Raw genomic sequence first — 16,659 nt, forward strand, 5'->3', positions numbered from 1 at the left:
ATCGTGGTTAGAATACATGGCGACCAGTTCAAGGTCGTCGGATATTAAAATATTTAAAATAATAAATATAGCTGACTGCTATATCAATTCTCGTGGCGTTATCCTGGAACCATTACGCCTGGCGTAAGCCAATATTATTTGATGCACTTTTATTCTACCTTTTACCCGGCGCGATAGCCGACGGCTAACTAAGCCGATAAGTTCGATGATAATTAAAAGAAGATTGATAGGCATCGCCATTATCATCAGGCTGGTAATGAACTTCCAATTTACAGGAGCGCTTAGCAGATCGTGCAGATGTATTGATAGTGAGAATAATACAATCAACAGTACGAAGCCGTAAGCACATTTATAAATAAACGCCATCTGCGGATTGCCGAGGCTAAATTGACTGCTTTTCAGATAAGTGCTGCCATCGCTGACATTGTATAACGCCTGGAGGCCATTATGTCCATGTTGTCGTGCGGTAATTACCCAGTCGCCATCGGCAAGAAATGGTGGGTGATGACGATATATATTCGGATGTGTCACGAAGAGGTTGGTTAGCCAGGTCAGTTGTGCAGGAAAATACAATGTAGAGGTGGCTAGCTGGAAACATACGCCTTCTGCTGTTGCATATCTTCTCGAAGGTCTATACTCCCACATTCGAAAGTAACTATTCATTATTACGCCTTCCTCAAGGGCGATATGTTCTGGTAGCGATAGATTTTTATCCAGCGGGAGTTTATTTCTCTCGTCTATTGAATGTGCTGAGTTTAATATCTGGAAAAATGAAAAGTCACCTTGTCTGGCTTGATTCATTTTGCTAATCAGGTCAGCTTGCGTAAGGGAAAAGTTATGAGCGATCCAGGCGAAACCGGTAGGGTGAATCCGCAAAAATAACATAACCAGCAGCGCGAACATGAAAAGCCCAAAAAATAACCCGTTAGCGATCATACCGACAGCAACGCAGAGCGCCAGTACGCCGAAAAGCCATGCCCCTTTCAGCGGCTGTAGGCTGGGTTCGAGTAACGCACTACCATCGCTTAACCAGTGGATCCAATAGCTACCATCCTGCAGGCGGCGGGTGCCAATATGTAGCGGCTGGCCGACCTGCAGGCGGTCAAAAAGCGAGGAGTCCTTAAAGTAGCGTTTATCGGTATAAAAGACGCGCCCATCTTCGATAAGGCGTAAATAGCCCTGGTCTTCCGAGGCGGCAGTGGTGAAGCCGGTAAAATTCAGGGTGAAATAATGAGTCTGTTTCACAAGGTTCCTTCCTTAATGAAATAGCGGCGTTTTTCCCTATAGCCCATGCCGAAGACTCAGGCAAAGCCATTACCACAGATGAAAATGGCTCTTACCAATCAACAGAAGGGCCGCCAGCGTGGTGAGCGCGAGAAACAACAACCGTCGTGCTGGGGTGCTGAACATTATCCTATTTCCTCTAATGTGGTGTTGGCGGTGACTCGCGTGAGGTAACCTCTTACGGCCGTTCGCAGCGCCAGCCAGTCGCGTACGCTTTGTGATAAACAGCGGGCGGTTGGGCCGATAAGCTCCATTATTGCCAGTGTTCCGCCGAAACAAAGTAGTGATATAGACAACATGTGCAGTGAATCGCGAAACAACCACCACAAGCTCCTGCCAGACTTGTAGGGATTATATAATTCCATGCCAAGTACAAGCAGGTACAGCGCCAGCGCCATGCCATAAAGCAGGTTATAGAGTAGCGACATTTGCCGGTTACCGGGATACCACCAATGATTTTTCAGAAAAGCGCCCCCGTCACTGACGTTGTATAACGCCTGGATATCGTTATCTTCCCGTTGGTAGATGGCGACTATCCGATCGCCGATAGCGAGAAAGGGCGGTTGACGGCGGTAAAAAATGGGATGCAGGCCGAAATTGGCGAAACCGATCTGCCAGAAGAAAGCCAGCGGAGCTGTGTCGCATTGCAATCCAACCCCGTGGTATTCCCGCGTTGGATTCCCTGCGAACCACTTCTTAAAAATGATATTGCTAATTTTCCCCGTCCGGACGGCATAGCGTTGCGGAAGCGTTTCTGTAAAAGCCAGCGCCGCCTGACGATCGGTCTGCGGCGTTGCCTGTATCGACTGACAAAATGAGAAGTCGCCACGGCCCGCCAAATTCATCTTTGCCAGCAGATCGCGCATATCGGGGAGGAGTTTTAACGCCGGGCGAAACAGAAGCTCGCAGAGGCCAGATAGCAGCGCGATTAACGCCAGTACCGCGATAATGCCGAACCCCATCTTTCCCCATTCTGAATCGATGTAAAAGACGGGGATGAGCGTTGCGATGAGGACCAGCAGGCTAACCAACAGCAGCGGCCGGGCCCATGGCTTTGCTAAGTGGTCAGGTTCAAGTAACGTTTTGCCGTCGCTCAACCAGTGGATCCAGTAGCAACCGTTGGGCAAGCGGCGGGCGCCGATGTGCAGGGGTCGGTTAAGCTGCAGGCGGTCAAAAAGCGTGGGATCGCTAAAATGGCGTTTATTGGTATAAAAGATATGCTCGCCTGCAATGAGGCGCAAATAGGCTTGCCCTTCAGAGGCCGCGGTGGTGAAACCGGTATAGTTCAGGGTGAAATAGCGAGTGCTTTTCACGGGGATCCCTCCACGAGGATAATGCGGCAATCCGTGCCGCAGTCAGGCAGGGGATGACCCTGCCTGAGACAGAATTACTTCTGTTTAGCGCGCTCGAAGGAAGCAACGATTTCAGCTTTAGCCGCTTCAGCGTTGTCCCAACCGTCGACTTTAACCCACTTGCCTTTTTCCAGATCTTTGTAGTGCTCGAAGAAGTGAGTGATCTGGGCTTTCAGCAGTTCCGGCAGGTCGTTCACATCTTTGATGTGATCGTATTCTTTGCTCAGCTTGGTGTGCGGAACCGCAACCAGCTTGGCATCTTCACCGGACTCGTCGGTCATTTTCAGTACGCCAACCGGACGGCAGCGGATAACTGAACCTGGTTCCAGCGGGTACGGAGTTGGGACTAGCACGTCAACCGGGTCGCCGTCCAGAGACAGGGTGTGGTTGATGTAGCCGTAGTTGCACGGATAGAACATCGCAGTGGACATGAAACGGTCAACAAACAGCGCGCCGCTCTCTTTGTCAACTTCGTATTTGATTGGGTCTGCGTTAGCTGGGATTTCGATAACGACGTAGATGTCTTCCGGCAGCTCTTTGCCCGCAGGTACGTTGAGTAAGCTCATGTCTGTTTCCTTTAAAAATGTTTGGCAAACAAGTGCCCGGTATTATAGCCAACTCACATCGAATGTCTTCGCTTCTTTTTGCCTTGATACAGGAGGAAGCGTCTGAATTTCTCTTCCTCAGATAACCCTAAAATCCATAAAGATAGCTACATTCTGAATAAATTTGTGTAACCGTTTTCAATGTCGCAAACGGCGGTTATCCAGAAGGTAAATTTTCGTCATTGGCGCAGGGCATGCCGTTGGGCGGGAAGCCTTATCGCCGCTCAGCTCAGACAAATCGCACCACTTAACATTTTATTTACTTTTTCGAAGTGTGATGTAACGCATTCAGTTACATAACGGATTGTCTATAGTTTGTTCGCAGGTGAGCATTTAACCAACAATAACCCTACGAGGAACATCTTATGTGGAAGCGCTTACTTCTCGTCACCGCGGTTTCGGCAGCTATGTCGTCTATGGCGATGGCCGCCAACCTGACCGTAGGATTTTCGCAGGTCGGCTCTGAATCGGGCTGGCGCGCGGCCGAAACGAATGTTGCTAAGGAAGAAGCGGCGAAGCGTGGTATCACCCTGAAGATTGCCGACGGTCAGCAAAAACAGGAAAACCAGATTAAAGCCGTGCGCTCGTTCATTGCCCAGGGCGTGGACGCGATCTTTATCGCGCCGGTCGTGGCGACTGGCTGGGAGCCGGTGCTAAAAGAAGCGAAAGAGGCCAATATCCCGGTGTTCCTCCTCGATCGTTCGATCGACGTTAAAGATAAGTCGCTGTATATGACCACCGTCACCGCCAACAACGTGCTGGAAGGCCAACTGATTGGCGACTGGTTGGTGAAAACCGTCGATGGCAAACCGTGTAACGTCGTAGAGCTACAGGGCACCGTGGGCGCCAGCGTCGCTATCGATCGTAAGAAAGGCTTCGCCGAGGCGATTGCCAAAGCGTCCAACATCAAGATTATCCGCTCGCAGTCCGGCGACTTCACCCGCAGTAAGGGGAAAGAGGTGATGGAGAGCTTTATCAAGGCGGAGAATAACGGCAAGAACATCTGCATGGTCTACGCCCATAACGATGACATGGTCATTGGCGCGATTCAGGCCATCAAAGAGGCCGGGCTGAAGCCGGGCAAAGATATCCTCACCGGTTCTATCGACGGCGTGCCGGATATTTATAAAGCGATGATTGCCGGTGAGGCGAATGCCAGCGTCGAGCTGACGCCGAATATGGCCGGTCCGGCGTTTGATGCGCTGGAAAAATACAAAAAAGACGGCACCCTGCCTGAGAAGCTGACCATCACCAAATCGACCCTCTACCTGCCGGATACGGCAAAAGAAGAGTTAGAGAAGAAGAAAAATATGGGCTACTAAGCCTTCATGAAAATGCCGGGGGCTTTACGCTTGCCCGGCCTACATTGCGCTCTTTTGTAGGCCGGATAAGCGTAGCGCCATCCGGCGTGATGCAGGGGGAATCATGACCACCGACCAACATCAGGAAATCCTCCGCACCGAAGGATTAAGCAAATTCTTTCCCGGCGTCAAAGCGCTGGATAACGTTAATTTCAGCCTACGGCGCGGCGAAATCATGGCCCTGTTGGGCGAAAACGGCGCCGGAAAATCGACGCTGATTAAAGCGCTCACCGGTGTGTACCATGCCGAACGCGGGGCGATTTGGCTGGAAGGGCAGCAGATATCGCCGAAAAACACCGCCCACGCTCAGCAGTTGGGTATCGGCACCGTTTACCAGGAAGTTAACCTGCTGCCGAATATGTCGGTGGCGGATAACCTGTTTATTGGCCGCGAGCCGAAGCGCTTTGGTCTGCTGCGGCGCAAAGAGATGGAAAAACGCGCTACCGCGCTGATGGCCTCTTACGGCTTCTCGCTCGACGTGCGCGAACCGCTGAACCGTTTTTCGGTGGCGATGCAGCAAATCGTCGCCATCTGCCGGGCCATCGACCTGTCGGCGAAAGTATTAATCCTCGATGAACCGACCGCCAGCCTGGACACTCAGGAAGTGGAGATGCTGTTCACCCTGATGCGCCAGCTGCGCGATAACGGCGTCAGCCTGATTTTCGTGACCCACTTTCTCGACCAGGTCTATGCCGTCAGCGACCGTATTACCGTGCTGCGCAACGGCAGCTTCGTCGGCTGTCGGGAGACCCGCGAGCTGCCGCAAATCGACCTGGTCAAAATGATGCTGGGGCGCGAGCTGGACCATCAGGCGCTGCAGCGCGCCGGGCGCACGCTGCTTAGCGATAAGCCGGTGGCGGCGTTTGAAGATTTTGGCAAGAAGGGCACGATTGCGCCGTTTACTCTGCAGGTGCGGCCGGGCGAGATCGTCGGCCTGGCCGGGCTGTTGGGATCCGGGCGCACCGAAACGGCGGAGGTCATTTTTGGCATCAAGCCCGCCGACAGCGGTAAAGCGTGGATCAAGGGCAAGCCGCAAACGCTGCGCTCGCCGCATCAGGCTTCCTGCCTCGGCATTGGCTTCTGTCCGGAAGATCGTAAAACTGACGGCATCATCGCCGCTGCTTCGGTGCGGGAAAATATCGTGCTGGCGCTGCAGGCGCAGCGCGGCTGGCTGCGGCCGATCCCGCGCCGTGAACAGCATGAGATCGCCGAACGTTTTATTCGCCAGCTCGGGATTCGCACTCCCAGCGCTGAACAACCGATCGAATTTCTCTCCGGCGGCAACCAGCAGAAGGTATTGCTGTCGCGCTGGCTGCTTACCAAACCCCAATTCCTGATCCTCGATGAGCCGACGCGCGGTATCGACGTCGGCGCCCACGCCGAGATTATTCGCCTGATAGAAACCCTCTGCGCCGATGGCCTGGCGCTGCTGGTTATCTCCTCCGAACTGGAAGAGCTGGTGGGCTACGCCGACCGGGTGATCATCATGCGCGATCGCCAGCAGGTGGCGGAAATCCCGCTTGCCGAGCTATCGGTCCCGGCGATCATGAACGCGATTGCGGCATAAGGAGCCCAGCATGATGCCCAGAACCGTACCACAAAGCGGACAGCCAAAACGGCGCTTTAGCTGGCCGAAAGGGATGCCGCAAATTATCGCTCTCCTGCTGGTATTAGCGGTGGATAGCCTGGTGGCGCCGCATTTCTTCCAGGTGCTGCTGCAGGATGGGCGGCTGTTTGGCAGCCCGATTGACATTCTCAACCGCGCGGCGCCGGTGGCGCTGCTGGCGATTGGCATGACGCTGGTCATCGCCACCGGCGGCATCGATCTGTCAGTCGGCGCGGTGATGGCTATCGCCGGGGCGACCGCCGCCTCAATGACCGTCGCCGGGCACAGCCTGCCGGTGGTGCTGCTCGCCGCATTGGGCGCAGGCGCGCTGGCCGGCCTGTGGAACGGCATTCTGGTGGCCGTGCTGAAGATCCAGCCTTTTGTGGCCACGCTTATCCTGATGGTCGCCGGGCGCGGCGTCGCGCAGCTGATTACCTCCGGGCAGATAGTCACCTTTGATTCACCGGCGCTTTCCTGGCTCGGCAGCGGCTCCCTGTTGCTGCTGCCGACGCCGGTGATTATTGCCGTCGCAACGCTACTGTTGTTCTGGCTGTTTACCCGCCGGACCGCGCTCGGCATGTTTATTGAGGCGGTGGGGATCAATATCCGTGCGGCAAAGAATGCCGGGGTGAATACCCGCATCGTGGTGATGCTGGCCTATGTGCTGAGCGGCATCTGTGCGGCGATTGCCGGGATTATTGTGGCGGCGGATATTCGCGGCGCCGACGCCAACAACGCCGGATTGTGGCTGGAGCTGGACGCCATCCTGGCGGTGGTGATCGGCGGCGGTTCGCTGATGGGTGGGCGCTTCAATCTGCTGCTGTCGGTGGTGGGGGCGCTGATTATCCAGGGGATGAACACCGGGATTTTACTCTCCGGTTTCCCGCCGGAGCTTAACCAGGTGGTGAAAGCGGTGGTGGTGCTGTGCGTACTGATCGTTCAGTCGCCGCGCTTTATCGGTCTACTGAAAGGGGTACGCGGCCGTGATAAAACGTAATTTACCTTTGATGATCACCCTCGCGGTATTCGTGCTGGGCTATCTCTACTGCCTGACCCAGTTTCCGGGGTTTGCTTCGACGCGGGTGATTTGCAATATCCTGACCGATAACGCTTTCCTTGGCATTATCGCCGTCGGCATGACCTTCGTGATCCTCAGCGGTGGTATCGATCTGTCGGTCGGGTCGGTGATTGCCTTCACCGGCGTGTTTCTCGCCAAAGCGATCGGCTTTTGGGGGATCTCGCCGCTGCTGGCCTTTCCGCTGGTACTGGCCATGGGCTGCGCCTTCGGCGCGTTTATGGGATTACTGATCGATGCGCTGAAAATTCCGGCATTTATCATCACCCTCGCCGGTATGTTTTTCCTGCGCGGCGTGAGCTATCTGGTCTCGGAAGAGTCGATTCCCATTAACCACCCGCTGTATGACACTTTGTCCGGGCTGGCGTGGACCATCCCCGGCGGCGGCCGCCTGAGCGCGATGGGGCTGCTGATGCTGCTGGTGGTGGTGCTGGGCATTTTCCTCGCCCACCGTACCCGCTTTGGCAACCAGGTTTATGCCATCGGCGGCAACGCCACGTCGGCCAATTTGATGGGCATTTCCACGCGTAGCACCACTATTCGCATCTATATGCTGTCGACCGGCCTGGCGACGCTTGCCGGAATCGTCTTCTCTATCTACACCCAGGCGGGCTACGCGCTGGCGGGCGTCGGCGTGGAGCTGGACGCTATCGCCTCGGTGGTGATAGGCGGCACGCTGCTGAGCGGCGGCGTCGGAACGGTTCTGGGGACGCTGTTCGGCGTGGCGATTCAGGGCCTTATTCAGACCTACATCAACTTTGACGGTACGCTCAGTTCATGGTGGACGAAGATCGCCATCGGCATCCTGCTGTTTATCTTCATCGCGCTGCAGCGCGGGCTGACGGTGCTGTGGGAAAATCGCCAGAATGCGGCGGTGACTCGCGTGGGTGGGGCGGTGAATCGCTGACAGGGAACTCCCTTCCCGCAGGGCGGGAAGGGAAGGCAGAAATTAAGCGTCCGGGAACTCTTTAATGAAGTTCTCGACGTCTTCTACCATGTGGTCGTTGCCGACGAAGAACGAACGGCGCTGGTGCAGGCTTTCCGGGATGATATCGAGAATACGCTCTTTACCATCGCTGGCTTTGCCGCCCGCCTGTTCCGCCAGCATCGCCATCGGGTTGCATTCGTACAGTAAACGCAGTTTCCCTTGCGGGTGGCTGGCGGTGCTTGGATACAGGTAGATGCCGCCTTTCAGCAGGTTACGGTGGAAGTCGGCCACCAGAGAACCGATATAGCGCGAGGTGTACGGGCGCTGGGTCTCTTTATCTTCTTCCTGACAGTACTTGATGTATTTCTTCACGCCCATCGGGAACTTGATGTAGTTACCTTCGTTGATGGAGTAGGTTTTGCCTTTCTCCGGGAAGCGCATCCGCTCCTGGCTCAGGCAGAAGACGCCGAGTGACGGGTCGTAAGTAAAGGCGTGCACGCCGCAGCCGGTGGTGTAGACCAGCATGGTGGAGGAGCCGTAAACCACATAACCCGCGGCAACCTGTTTGTTACCCGGCTGCAGGAAGTCTTCTTCGGTGACCGGCGTCCCGACCGGCGTGACGCGGCGGTAGATAGAGAAGATAGTCCCCACGGAGACGTTAACGTCAATGTTGGAGGAGCCATCCAGCGGATCCATCAGCACAACGTATTTGGCGTGTTCGCACCCTTCGAAGACCACGATTTCATCTTCTTCTTCCGAGGCGATACCGGCGACGATATCACGTGCGCGCAGTGCAGCTTTTAATTTTTCATTCGCGAACAGGTCCAGCTTCTGCTGAACTTCACCCTGAACGTTTTCCGCACCGCTGGCACCCAGGATATCGACCAGACCGGCCTTATTGATATCGCGGTGGATGATCTTGGCGCCCAGTTTTATTGCCGACAACAAAGCAGTCAGCTCACCGGTAGCGTGGGAGAACTCGTGCTGCTTTTCGACAATAAATTCACCTAACGTTTTCATAACTCGTTCCCTGCATTTTTATGTTGAGTAAAACGAACGCAACAATCTTAACAAATAATAAAAAAACTGCGCACAGGTGAATCGCGCCAGCAAATGCAGATTTGCCTGAAATGCATTTCTCAGGGGGCATACATATGGGTAAAATGCGGGTCAGATTAATGAGGGAAGTAACGAATGCGCATTCATATTTTAGGAATCTGTGGCACGTTTATGGGGGGGCTGGCAATGCTGGCACGTTCCCTCGGGCATCAAGTAACCGGCTCGGATGCTAACGTTTATCCGCCAATGAGCACCCTGCTGGAAAACCAGGGCATCGATCTGATTCAGGGCTACGACGCCAGCCAACTGGACCCGCAGCCGGACCTGGTGATTATTGGTAACGCCATGACCCGCGGTAATCCGTGCGTCGAAGCGGTGCTGGAAAACAACATTCCGTACATGTCCGGTCCGCAGTGGCTGCACGATTTCGTGCTGCGCGACCGCTGGGTGCTGGCCGTCGCCGGTACCCACGGTAAAACTACCACCGCCGGTATGGCGACGTGGATCCTCGAAGCCTGCGGCTATAAGCCGGGCTTCGTTATCGGCGGCGTACCGGGGAACTTCGAAGTTTCCGCACGCCTGGGCGATAGCCCGTTCTTCGTGATTGAAGCCGACGAATATGACTGCGCCTTCTTCGACAAGCGTTCTAAGTTCGTTCACTACTGCCCGCGCACGCTGATCCTCAATAACCTTGAGTTTGACCACGCGGATATCTTTGACGACCTGAAAGCGATTCAGAAACAGTTCCACCACCTGGTGCGCATCGTGCCGGGCAAAGGCAAGATTATTCTGCCGGAGAGCGACATCAACCTGAAGCAGGTGATGGCGATGGGCTGCTGGAGCGAACAGGAGCTGGTGGGCGAACAGGGCCACTGGCAGGCGAAGAAACTCAACGCCGATGCCTCGCAGTGGGAAGTCCTGCTCGACGGCGAAAAAGTTGGCGAAGTGAACTGGGCGCTGGTCGGCGAACATAATATGCACAACGGCCTGATGGCGATTGCCGCGGCGCGTCATGTTGGCGTGGTGCCGGCGGATGCCGCTAACGCGCTGGGCAGCTTTATCAACGCCCGCCGCCGCCTTGAGCTACGCGGCGAAGCCAACGGCGTGACCGTCTACGACGATTTTGCCCATCATCCGACGGCCATCCTCGCGACGCTGCAGGCGCTGCGCGGCAAAGTCGGCGGCACCGCGCGTATTCTGGCGGTGCTGGAGCCGCGCTCCAACACCATGAAAATGGGCGTCTGCAAAGACGATCTGGCGCCGTCTCTGGGCCGCGCCGATGAAGTCTTCCTGCTACAGCCGCAGCATATTCCGTGGCAGGTGGCGGAAGTGGCGGAAGCCTGCGTACAGCCGGCGCACTGGAGCGCCGACGTCGATACGCTGGTGGATATGATCGTGAAAACCGCGCATCCGGGCGACCATATTCTGGTGATGAGCAACGGCGGCTTTGGCGGCATTCATCAGAAGCTGCTGGATAAACTGGCGCAAAAAGCGGCCGCGGCAGAGTAAGCGCGAACGCTTCCGGTTACTGCCCTCCGCGTGGGGGCAGTTTTGTTTTCGCCACCAGGGATTGTGTGATGCTGACCTGTGAAAGAGTACTTTCTACCGATTCGCCCCATTTCGCCGCGCTTGACGCGCTGTACGCCCGCGCCTTTCCATGGCACGAACAGCGCGAAAGCGACGCCAAACTTCAGGCGCTGAGCAACCCGCACTATGCGTTGGAAGCCTGGTTTGATGACGGGGGATTTATTGGCCTGAGCGGCTGCTGGCAGTTTGCCGGTTATAGCTATATCGAACATCTGGCGATTGACGACACCCTGCGTTCGCGCGGCTATGGCAAACAGCTGCTGGCGCAGATCCTGACGCGTGCGCCGCTGACTATTCTGGAAATCGATCCGCTCACCAGCGAAATCGCCCATAAGCGGCTGCGCTTTTATCAGTCGATGGGATTCCATGCCAATACCTGGGCGCACCGGCATCCGACCTATCATCAAGGGATCGACGATCATGAACTGCTGGTGTTGAGCTATCCGCAACCGATCGATCCGGCGCAGTATCAGCAGTTTGCCGAGGATTTAGGGCGTGAGGTGATGGGGTAGCCCGGATAAGGCGCAACGCGCCGCCATCCGGGAGATGGCGGTTAGCGTGGGAATTAGCCTTCGTTCTCGGCCAGTTCGCGCAGATACTGGAAGATCAGGCGCGCGGATTTTGGCGGCTTGTTGCCTTCTTTCTCTTTTTTGGCATTGCGGATCAGTGAGCGCAGCTGCTGACGGTCAGCGTCTGGCCATAGGTTCAATACCTCTACGACAGCATCATCGCCATTATCAATCAGGCGATCGCGGATTTGTTCCAGCTTATGGAACAGCGCCACCTGCTGGTTGTGACGGTTCTTCAGCTTATCCAGCGCCTGGCGAATCGGATCGACGTCGCGGTTACGCAGCATTTTACCAATCAGCTGCAGCTGGCGGCGGCGGCCTTCTTTCTTGATACGCTGGGCGAGTTCAATGGCGTCGCGCAGGTCGGTATCGAGCGGCAGCTTATCCAGCGCGTTCTTACCGAGGTCTACCATTTCCGCGCCAAGACGCTTCAGTTCTTCCGCATCGCGCTTAATTTCACTCTTGCTGACCCAGATAATTTCATCATCTTCATCTTCAACGTCATCACCGGGCACGTCGTCGAGCCAGTCTTCGGGCTGCTTTGTCATCTCAGGCTCCTTAAAAAAGAGGCTAATGTTACCAGTTAAGGCGCGCACTGAAAAACGGTTCTCTGTTAGACTTCAGTTAACTCCTTCTTACATTATGGCATTAGCAATGAAAGTCATCTCTCAAGTTGCACAGCAGCGTAAGACGCTGGAAGAAGCCGTTAGTACGGCACTGGAACTGGCGGCAGGCAAATCCGACGGTGCGGAAGTCTCCGTCAGCAAGACCACCGGCATCGGCGTCAGCACCCGCTACGGTGAGGTGGAGAATGTTGAATTCAATAGTGACGGCGCGCTCGGCATCACCGTTTATCATCAAAACCGTAAAGGCAGCGCCTCTTCGACCGACCTGAGCCCGGACGCTATCGCCCGTACCGTGCAGGCGGCGCTGGATATCGCGCGTTACACCTCGCCGGACCCGTTTGCCGGCGTGGCGGATAAAGAACTGCTGGCCTTTGACGCCCCGGATCTGGACCTGTTCCATCCGGCGGAGGTCTCCCCCGATGAAGCCATCGAGCTGGCGGCCCGCGCCGAGCAGGCCGCCCTGCAGGCCGACAAACGTATCACCAATACCGAAGGCGGCAGCTTCAACAGCCACTATGGAATTAAAGTGTTCGGTAACAGCTATGGCATGCTCCAGAGCTATTGCTCTACCCGCCACTCGCTCTCCAGCTGCGTGATTGCCGAAGAAAACGGCGATATGGAACGCGACTACGCCTACACCATTGGCCGCGCCCTTGGCGATTTACAGACCCCGGAGTGGGTCGGCAACGAATGCGCCCGCCGCACTTTGTCGCGCCTGGCGCCGCGTAAGCTGTCGACGATGAAAGCGCCGGTTATCTTCGCCAACGAAGTGGCTACCGGGCTGTTTGGCCACCTGGTTGGGGCGATCGCCGGCGGCGCGGTCTACCGTAAATCGACCTTCCTCCTCGACTCCCTCGGCAAACAGATCCTGCCGGAGTGGCTGACCATCGAAGAACATCCGCATCTGCTGAAGGGGCTGGCCTCCACGCCGTTCGACAGCGAAGGCGTGCGCACCGAACGTCGCGACATCATCAAAGACGGCGTGCTGACCCAGTGGCTGCTCACTAACTACTCCGCGCGTAAGCTGGGTATGAAAAGCACCGGCCACGCCGGCGGCATCCATAACTGGCGCATCAACGGCCGCGGCCTGAGTTTTGCAAAGATGCTTAAAGAGATGGGCACCGGGCTTGTGGTCACCGAATTGATGGGGCAGGGTGTCAGTGGCGTGACCGGCGACTACTCGCGCGGCGCATCCGGTTTCTGGGTAGAAAACGGCGAAATTCAGTATCCGGTCAGTGAGATCACCATCGCCGGAAATCTGAAAGAAATGTGGCGTAATATTGTCACCGTCGGCGACGATATCGAAACGCGCAGCAATATTCAGTGTGGTTCCGTACTGCTGCCGGAAATGAAAATCGCCGGTCAATGACCTGTGTGCCGGGCGCGTCCTGCCGCGCCCGCTTGATATCTTCATAATAAAAAGGAAGTGAGCAATGCGTAAAAAACTGTTAGCGATGCTGGCCGTCTCTGCTTTTGCGCTCGGTTCGGCATCGGCGTTCGCCGACCTTGGCGAAGACATGGACACCCTTGCGGAAAACCTGCAGGTGGTACAGAAAACCTCAGACATTGGCGAGCTGAAAGCGGCGCTGAATAAGATGCGTACCGCTGCGGTTGACGCCCAGAAAGAGACGCCGCCAAAACTGGAAGGCAAAGCGGCCGATAGCCCGGAGATGAAAGATTTCCGCCACGGTCTGGAGACGTTGGTCGGCCAGATCGACGGCGCGCTGAAGTTAGCTGACGCCGGTAAGCTGAAAGAGGCGCAGGCCGCCGCGGAGGACTTCAAAACTACCCGCAATACCTACCATAAGAAGTATCGCTAATCGCCGTTTTCGGGAGGCGTCAGCCGATGTCTCCCGCCTAAAAGCCTACCTGTATCACATTTTTCCCTTTTCTTTTTCCGGTCTTTTTCCGCTCAACCTCGAGCATTGTTGTGATGCGTATCACGTCATATCGCCTGTTTTTACATTTATCCGGTGAATATGTGGAGTCGATCACCTAAGCCTTCTCCCTTTCCACTTCGAAGTGGAAAACAACTCGCTACAAACTCCTGACCCCCGGCGCTACTTTGGATTCCAGAGACATCAGCGGGGTAACACAAGTGAATAACGGAGCGGTAATAAACGACGTAGGGGAGCAGGCGGCGCAGACCGAACGCCTGGCTGACAAGATGTTACAGCAGGTCTTCGCCCTGTTAAGCCGTCACGACATCGTCCCTAACGACGTTCAGGAGCAAATGCTGACTTCCCACGTGCGGGCCATGGCCCACCGGTCAATCAGCGGCGAACCGCTACCGGAAGTGGATGCCAGTCTGTTCGAAGAAATTTCTGAAGATTCAATGATGCTGGCCCGCGAAGTGGTCGCGCAGTTCGGCAACCTGCCTGATGAAGAGGCATGGTTGTTGTCCGTCCACTTCGAAGTCGCAAAAGAAAACCTGTAAGGAGCAAAACATGGAACAAATCACCGTAGTTATTGGCGACCGTCTGGGTAAAGGACAAAAAGTCGCGGCAGGCGCAGAAAAAGCCGGCGCACGTGCAGTGGTCGTCCCTGGCGTTGCTGCAGACATGAAACTTGGCGACATGATGAAAGCGGAAAACGCCTCTTTCGGCATCTCCTTCTGCGGCAGCGGCGGCGCAGGCGCTATCACCGCGCAGACCAAGTACGGCTACAAAGCAAAATACGGCATGCGTTCTATTGAAGAGGGCGTCACCGCCATCAACGAAGGCTGCAACGTGCTGGGCTTCGGCTTCATGGATAAAGAAGAGCTGGGCGAGCGTCTGGTTGAAGCCTGGAAAAAGAAATACGGCGCATAAGTATGAAAGAGCAATTCACCACCACGGTGAGGGTTGCAGGCAAAGGCGAAAGCAAATCACGGGCCTTCGCCGATGCCCTGAACCATGTGCAGGCTGCGGTGATGAAGTCATCATCGCGCATCCTACTGCGTATTGAGCCACAGGACGTGACGGTTGTTCATGCGCGCGAAGCGGTACGAAAAGAGGCGTTTCTGTTCATCTTTTTGCGCCGTGAACGACGGACCTACAGCGTGGAGCTGGACGTCACCGTCAACGTGACCGCCATCGATCTCGATAAAGTGGATTTCGTCACGCAAACCTGATTGTTACCAAAGGGTCAGATTATGTTCCTGATAATTTTAATAAAATCGCTCATCATCGGCGGCCTGGTCGGCGTCGGCGTGGGCGCCGGAGCGGCACGCATGTTTCACGCGCCCACCACGCAAGGGATGGGGGCGTTTCGTACCTTGGGCGAGCTGAATTCCTGCGAAGGCGATCCAGCTTCTCACTTCTCTTTTGGTCTCGGCTTCTTCTTTAACGCCTGGGCCTCTTCCGTTGCAGCAGGCTCCTTCACCCAGGACGTTGACCACCGCATTATCCCGAACTGGGGCGCGGCGGCGTTGATGGTGAAAAATCGTAACGTTGGCGAAACGCTACACGATCCGAAAAAAATGGCGATTGCCTGCGGCATCATCGGCATGATCGTCGTCGCCTTCCTTAACCTGACCGCCTCTTCCGTACCGGAAGCGCTGCAGGTCACCGCCGTTAAGGTATTGGTTCCGGCGGCAAACCTGCTGGTGAACACCGTGATGCCGGTGATTTTCTGGCTGGCGGCTATTGATGCCGGTAAGAAATCAGGCTTCTGGGCGACGATTTTCGGCGGCGCGGCGCAGCTGATTATGGGTAACGCCGTACCGGGTCTGGTACTGGGGATCCTGATCGGTAAAGGCGTAGAAGAGAGCGGCTGGAACCGGGTAACCAAAGTGATGATGATCGCCATTGTCGCGCTGTTTGTCCTCAGCGGCTTCTTCCGCGGCTTCGACATGAAGATGCTCGAATCCTTCCATCTGACCGTGCCGAACTGGCTGGACATGATCCACAACTCACTCAGCGGCAAGTAACGGGAGCCTGATAATGGAACAGAATAAAGGTTTTTGGTATGCCGACTGGTCGTTCCCGATCTTTGTTGGCCTGCTCTCCTCCGGCGTCTTCGCCGGGACGCACATGTACTATCTGTACGGCATCGGCGCCTTTAACGAAGTGGCCTTCGTGGCGATGTTGAAGGCAGGGATTGATACCGGCGCGTACGGCGCGGTGGCGGCATTCGGCGCGAGCTTCCTGTTCGCCCGCATCATCGAAGGTTCGCTGGTGGGGATTCTGGATATCGGCGGCGCCATTCAGACCGGTATCGGCCTCGGCGTACCGGCGCTGCTGCTCGGCGCGGGCTTTGTCTTCCCGGTGGCGAACTTCGCCGCGTCGCTGGCAACCGGCCTGATCCTCGGCCTGGCGGTCGGCTACATCATCATTCTGGCGCGTAAGTTCACCATCAACCAGAGCGACTCCACCTACGGCGCTGACGTAATGATGGGGGCCGGTAACGCCTCCGGCCGCTTCCTCGGCCCCTTGATCATCCTCAGCGCGATGACGGCGTCTATTCCTATTGGGATTGGTTCTTTGGTTGGCGCACTGCTGTTCTACATCTGGCAGAAACCGATCACCGGCGGCGCCATCCTCGGCGCGATGATCCTCGGTTCCATCTTCCCGATTGCGATTAGCTAATTGCCCGATGGCGCTGCGCTTATTGGCCTACAAGTCAGC

18 protein-coding genes are annotated in these 16,659 nt (G+C 56.0%); 13 read left to right on the forward strand and 5 right to left on the reverse strand.

The window, feature by feature from the left end:
• Positions 1 to 78: 78 nt before the first annotated feature.
• The 3 genes from PGR10_RS22360 to ppa all read right to left on the reverse strand — a co-directional run bounded on the left by PGR10_RS22360 (position 79) and on the right by ppa (position 3,202).
• A complete protein-coding gene (locus PGR10_RS22360; protein ID WP_430924121.1) occupies positions 79 to 1,245 on the reverse strand; it encodes a hypothetical protein in 1,167 nt (388 codons plus the stop codon).
• 164 nt (positions 1,246 to 1,409) lie between these two features.
• Positions 1,410 to 2,597, reverse strand: a complete 1,188-nt coding sequence (locus PGR10_RS22365) for a hypothetical protein (protein ID WP_430924122.1) — start codon at positions 2,595 to 2,597, stop codon at positions 1,410 to 1,412.
• A gap of 74 nt (positions 2,598 to 2,671) precedes the next feature.
• Complete coding sequence (ppa, locus tag PGR10_RS22370) at positions 2,672 to 3,202, reverse strand: inorganic diphosphatase (protein WP_087858319.1); 531 nt, start codon at positions 3,200 to 3,202, stop codon at positions 2,672 to 2,674.
• 404 nt (positions 3,203 to 3,606) lie between these two features.
• Between ppa and ytfQ the strand changes: the two genes are divergently transcribed.
• The 4 genes from ytfQ (at position 3,607) to yjfF (ending at position 8,190) form a co-directional block, all read left to right on the forward strand.
• Positions 3,607 to 4,563 carry a galactofuranose ABC transporter, galactofuranose-binding protein YtfQ gene (gene ytfQ, locus PGR10_RS22375; protein ID WP_020079801.1) on the forward strand — a complete coding sequence of 319 codons (957 nt, stop codon included), beginning with the start codon at positions 3,607 to 3,609 and terminating at the stop codon, positions 4,561 to 4,563.
• A gap of 103 nt (positions 4,564 to 4,666) precedes the next feature.
• A complete protein-coding gene (ytfR, locus tag PGR10_RS22380) occupies positions 4,667 to 6,169 on the forward strand; it encodes a galactofuranose ABC transporter, ATP-binding protein YtfR (RefSeq protein ID WP_015704196.1) in 1,503 nt (500 codons plus the stop codon).
• 10 nt (positions 6,170 to 6,179) lie between these two features.
• The gene (ytfT, locus tag PGR10_RS22385) at positions 6,180 to 7,205 is read left to right on the forward strand and encodes a galactofuranose ABC transporter, ATP-binding protein YtfT (RefSeq protein WP_015704197.1); all 1,026 of its coding nucleotides are present in this window, start codon (positions 6,180 to 6,182) and stop codon (positions 7,203 to 7,205) included.
• Positions 7,192 to 8,190 (forward strand): galactofuranose ABC transporter, permease protein YjfF, encoded by a 999-nt coding sequence (gene yjfF, locus PGR10_RS22390; protein ID WP_015368584.1) that lies wholly within the window; start codon positions 7,192 to 7,194, stop codon positions 8,188 to 8,190. Before ytfT ends, yjfF begins: the two co-directional genes overlap by 14 nt.
• Before the next feature lie 42 nt (positions 8,191 to 8,232).
• Here the strand turns inward: yjfF and fbp are convergent, their stop codons facing one another.
• Positions 8,233 to 9,231, reverse strand: a complete 999-nt coding sequence (gene fbp, locus PGR10_RS22395; RefSeq protein WP_015368583.1) for a class 1 fructose-bisphosphatase — start codon at positions 9,229 to 9,231, stop codon at positions 8,233 to 8,235.
• 174 nt (positions 9,232 to 9,405) lie between these two features.
• Here fbp and mpl point away from each other — a divergent pair, with 174 nt between their 5' ends.
• On the forward strand, positions 9,406 to 10,779 hold the full coding sequence (gene mpl, locus PGR10_RS22400) for a UDP-N-acetylmuramate:L-alanyl-gamma-D-glutamyl-meso-diaminopimelate ligase (RefSeq protein WP_087858324.1): 1,374 nt from the start codon (positions 9,406 to 9,408) through the stop codon (positions 10,777 to 10,779).
• Positions 10,780 to 10,847: 68 nt separating this feature from the next.
• Entirely contained in the window at positions 10,848 to 11,369 is a 522-nt protein-coding gene (locus PGR10_RS22405; RefSeq protein WP_430924123.1) for a GNAT family N-acetyltransferase, read from the forward strand.
• 53 nt (positions 11,370 to 11,422) lie between these two features.
• On the opposite strand, the gene yjgA is transcribed toward PGR10_RS22405, so the two are convergent.
• On the reverse strand, positions 11,423 to 11,974 hold the full coding sequence (yjgA, locus tag PGR10_RS22410) for a ribosome biogenesis factor YjgA (RefSeq protein WP_015368580.1): 552 nt from the start codon (positions 11,972 to 11,974) through the stop codon (positions 11,423 to 11,425).
• Between the two features lie 94 nt (positions 11,975 to 12,068).
• On the opposite strand from yjgA, the gene pmbA reads away from it, so the two are divergent.
• The 7 genes from pmbA to PGR10_RS22445 all read left to right on the forward strand — a co-directional run bounded on the left by pmbA (position 12,069) and on the right by PGR10_RS22445 (position 16,620).
• Entirely contained in the window at positions 12,069 to 13,421 is a 1,353-nt protein-coding gene (gene pmbA, locus PGR10_RS22415) for a metalloprotease PmbA (RefSeq protein ID WP_045360325.1), read from the forward strand.
• 64 nt (positions 13,422 to 13,485) lie between these two features.
• A complete protein-coding gene (gene cybC, locus PGR10_RS22420) occupies positions 13,486 to 13,872 on the forward strand; it encodes a cytochrome b562 (protein ID WP_015368578.1) in 387 nt (128 codons plus the stop codon).
• A 278-nt stretch (positions 13,873 to 14,150) separates the two neighbouring features.
• Positions 14,151 to 14,489 carry a PRD domain-containing protein gene (locus PGR10_RS22425; protein WP_015368577.1) on the forward strand — a complete coding sequence of 113 codons (339 nt, stop codon included), beginning with the start codon at positions 14,151 to 14,153 and terminating at the stop codon, positions 14,487 to 14,489.
• A gap of 10 nt (positions 14,490 to 14,499) precedes the next feature.
• On the forward strand, positions 14,500 to 14,862 hold the full coding sequence (locus tag PGR10_RS22430; protein ID WP_015368576.1) for an SFCGS family glycine-rich protein: 363 nt from the start codon (positions 14,500 to 14,502) through the stop codon (positions 14,860 to 14,862).
• Positions 14,863 to 14,864: 2 nt separating this feature from the next.
• Complete coding sequence (locus PGR10_RS22435; protein WP_015368575.1) at positions 14,865 to 15,164, forward strand: DUF4312 family protein; 300 nt, start codon at positions 14,865 to 14,867, stop codon at positions 15,162 to 15,164.
• 21 nt (positions 15,165 to 15,185) lie between these two features.
• The gene (locus PGR10_RS22440) at positions 15,186 to 15,962 is read left to right on the forward strand and encodes a DUF4311 domain-containing protein (protein ID WP_015368574.1); all 777 of its coding nucleotides are present in this window, start codon (positions 15,186 to 15,188) and stop codon (positions 15,960 to 15,962) included.
• Positions 15,963 to 15,975: 13 nt separating this feature from the next.
• Positions 15,976 to 16,620 (forward strand): DUF4310 family protein, encoded by a 645-nt coding sequence (locus PGR10_RS22445; protein ID WP_015368573.1) that lies wholly within the window; start codon positions 15,976 to 15,978, stop codon positions 16,618 to 16,620.
• Positions 16,621 to 16,659 lie beyond the last annotated feature (39 nt).

The organism is Klebsiella sp. 141198, assembly GCF_050600785.1.
GTDB lineage: Bacteria > Pseudomonadota > Gammaproteobacteria > Enterobacterales > Enterobacteriaceae > Klebsiella > Klebsiella aerogenes.

What these genes read in the sequence shown, in the direction of transcription:
- fbp (WP_015368583.1), bottom strand. Translation starts at nt 9,231, where the DNA reads ATGAAAACGTTAGGTGAATTTATTGTCGAAAAGCAGCACGAGTTCTCC.
- ytfR (WP_015704196.1), top strand. Translation starts at nt 4,667, where the DNA reads ATGACCACCGACCAACATCAGGAAATCCTCCGCACCGAAGGATTAAGC.
- PGR10_RS22440 (WP_015368574.1), top strand. Translation starts at nt 15,186, where the DNA reads ATGTTCCTGATAATTTTAATAAAATCGCTCATCATCGGCGGCCTGGTC.
- PGR10_RS22445 (WP_015368573.1), top strand. Translation starts at nt 15,976, where the DNA reads ATGGAACAGAATAAAGGTTTTTGGTATGCCGACTGGTCGTTCCCGATC.
- PGR10_RS22405 (WP_430924123.1), top strand. Translation starts at nt 10,848, where the DNA reads ATGCTGACCTGTGAAAGAGTACTTTCTACCGATTCGCCCCATTTCGCC.
- PGR10_RS22430 (WP_015368576.1), top strand. Translation starts at nt 14,500, where the DNA reads ATGGAACAAATCACCGTAGTTATTGGCGACCGTCTGGGTAAAGGACAA.
- cybC (WP_015368578.1), top strand. Translation starts at nt 13,486, where the DNA reads ATGCGTAAAAAACTGTTAGCGATGCTGGCCGTCTCTGCTTTTGCGCTC.
- ytfQ (WP_020079801.1), top strand. Translation starts at nt 3,607, where the DNA reads ATGTGGAAGCGCTTACTTCTCGTCACCGCGGTTTCGGCAGCTATGTCG.
- ytfT (WP_015704197.1), top strand. Translation starts at nt 6,180, where the DNA reads ATGATGCCCAGAACCGTACCACAAAGCGGACAGCCAAAACGGCGCTTT.
- pmbA (WP_045360325.1), top strand. Translation starts at nt 12,069, where the DNA reads ATGGCATTAGCAATGAAAGTCATCTCTCAAGTTGCACAGCAGCGTAAG.
- yjgA (WP_015368580.1), bottom strand. Translation starts at nt 11,974, where the DNA reads ATGACAAAGCAGCCCGAAGACTGGCTCGACGACGTGCCCGGTGATGAC.
- mpl (WP_087858324.1), top strand. Translation starts at nt 9,406, where the DNA reads ATGCGCATTCATATTTTAGGAATCTGTGGCACGTTTATGGGGGGGCTG.
- PGR10_RS22435 (WP_015368575.1), top strand. Translation starts at nt 14,865, where the DNA reads ATGAAAGAGCAATTCACCACCACGGTGAGGGTTGCAGGCAAAGGCGAA.
- ppa (WP_087858319.1), bottom strand. Translation starts at nt 3,202, where the DNA reads ATGAGCTTACTCAACGTACCTGCGGGCAAAGAGCTGCCGGAAGACATC.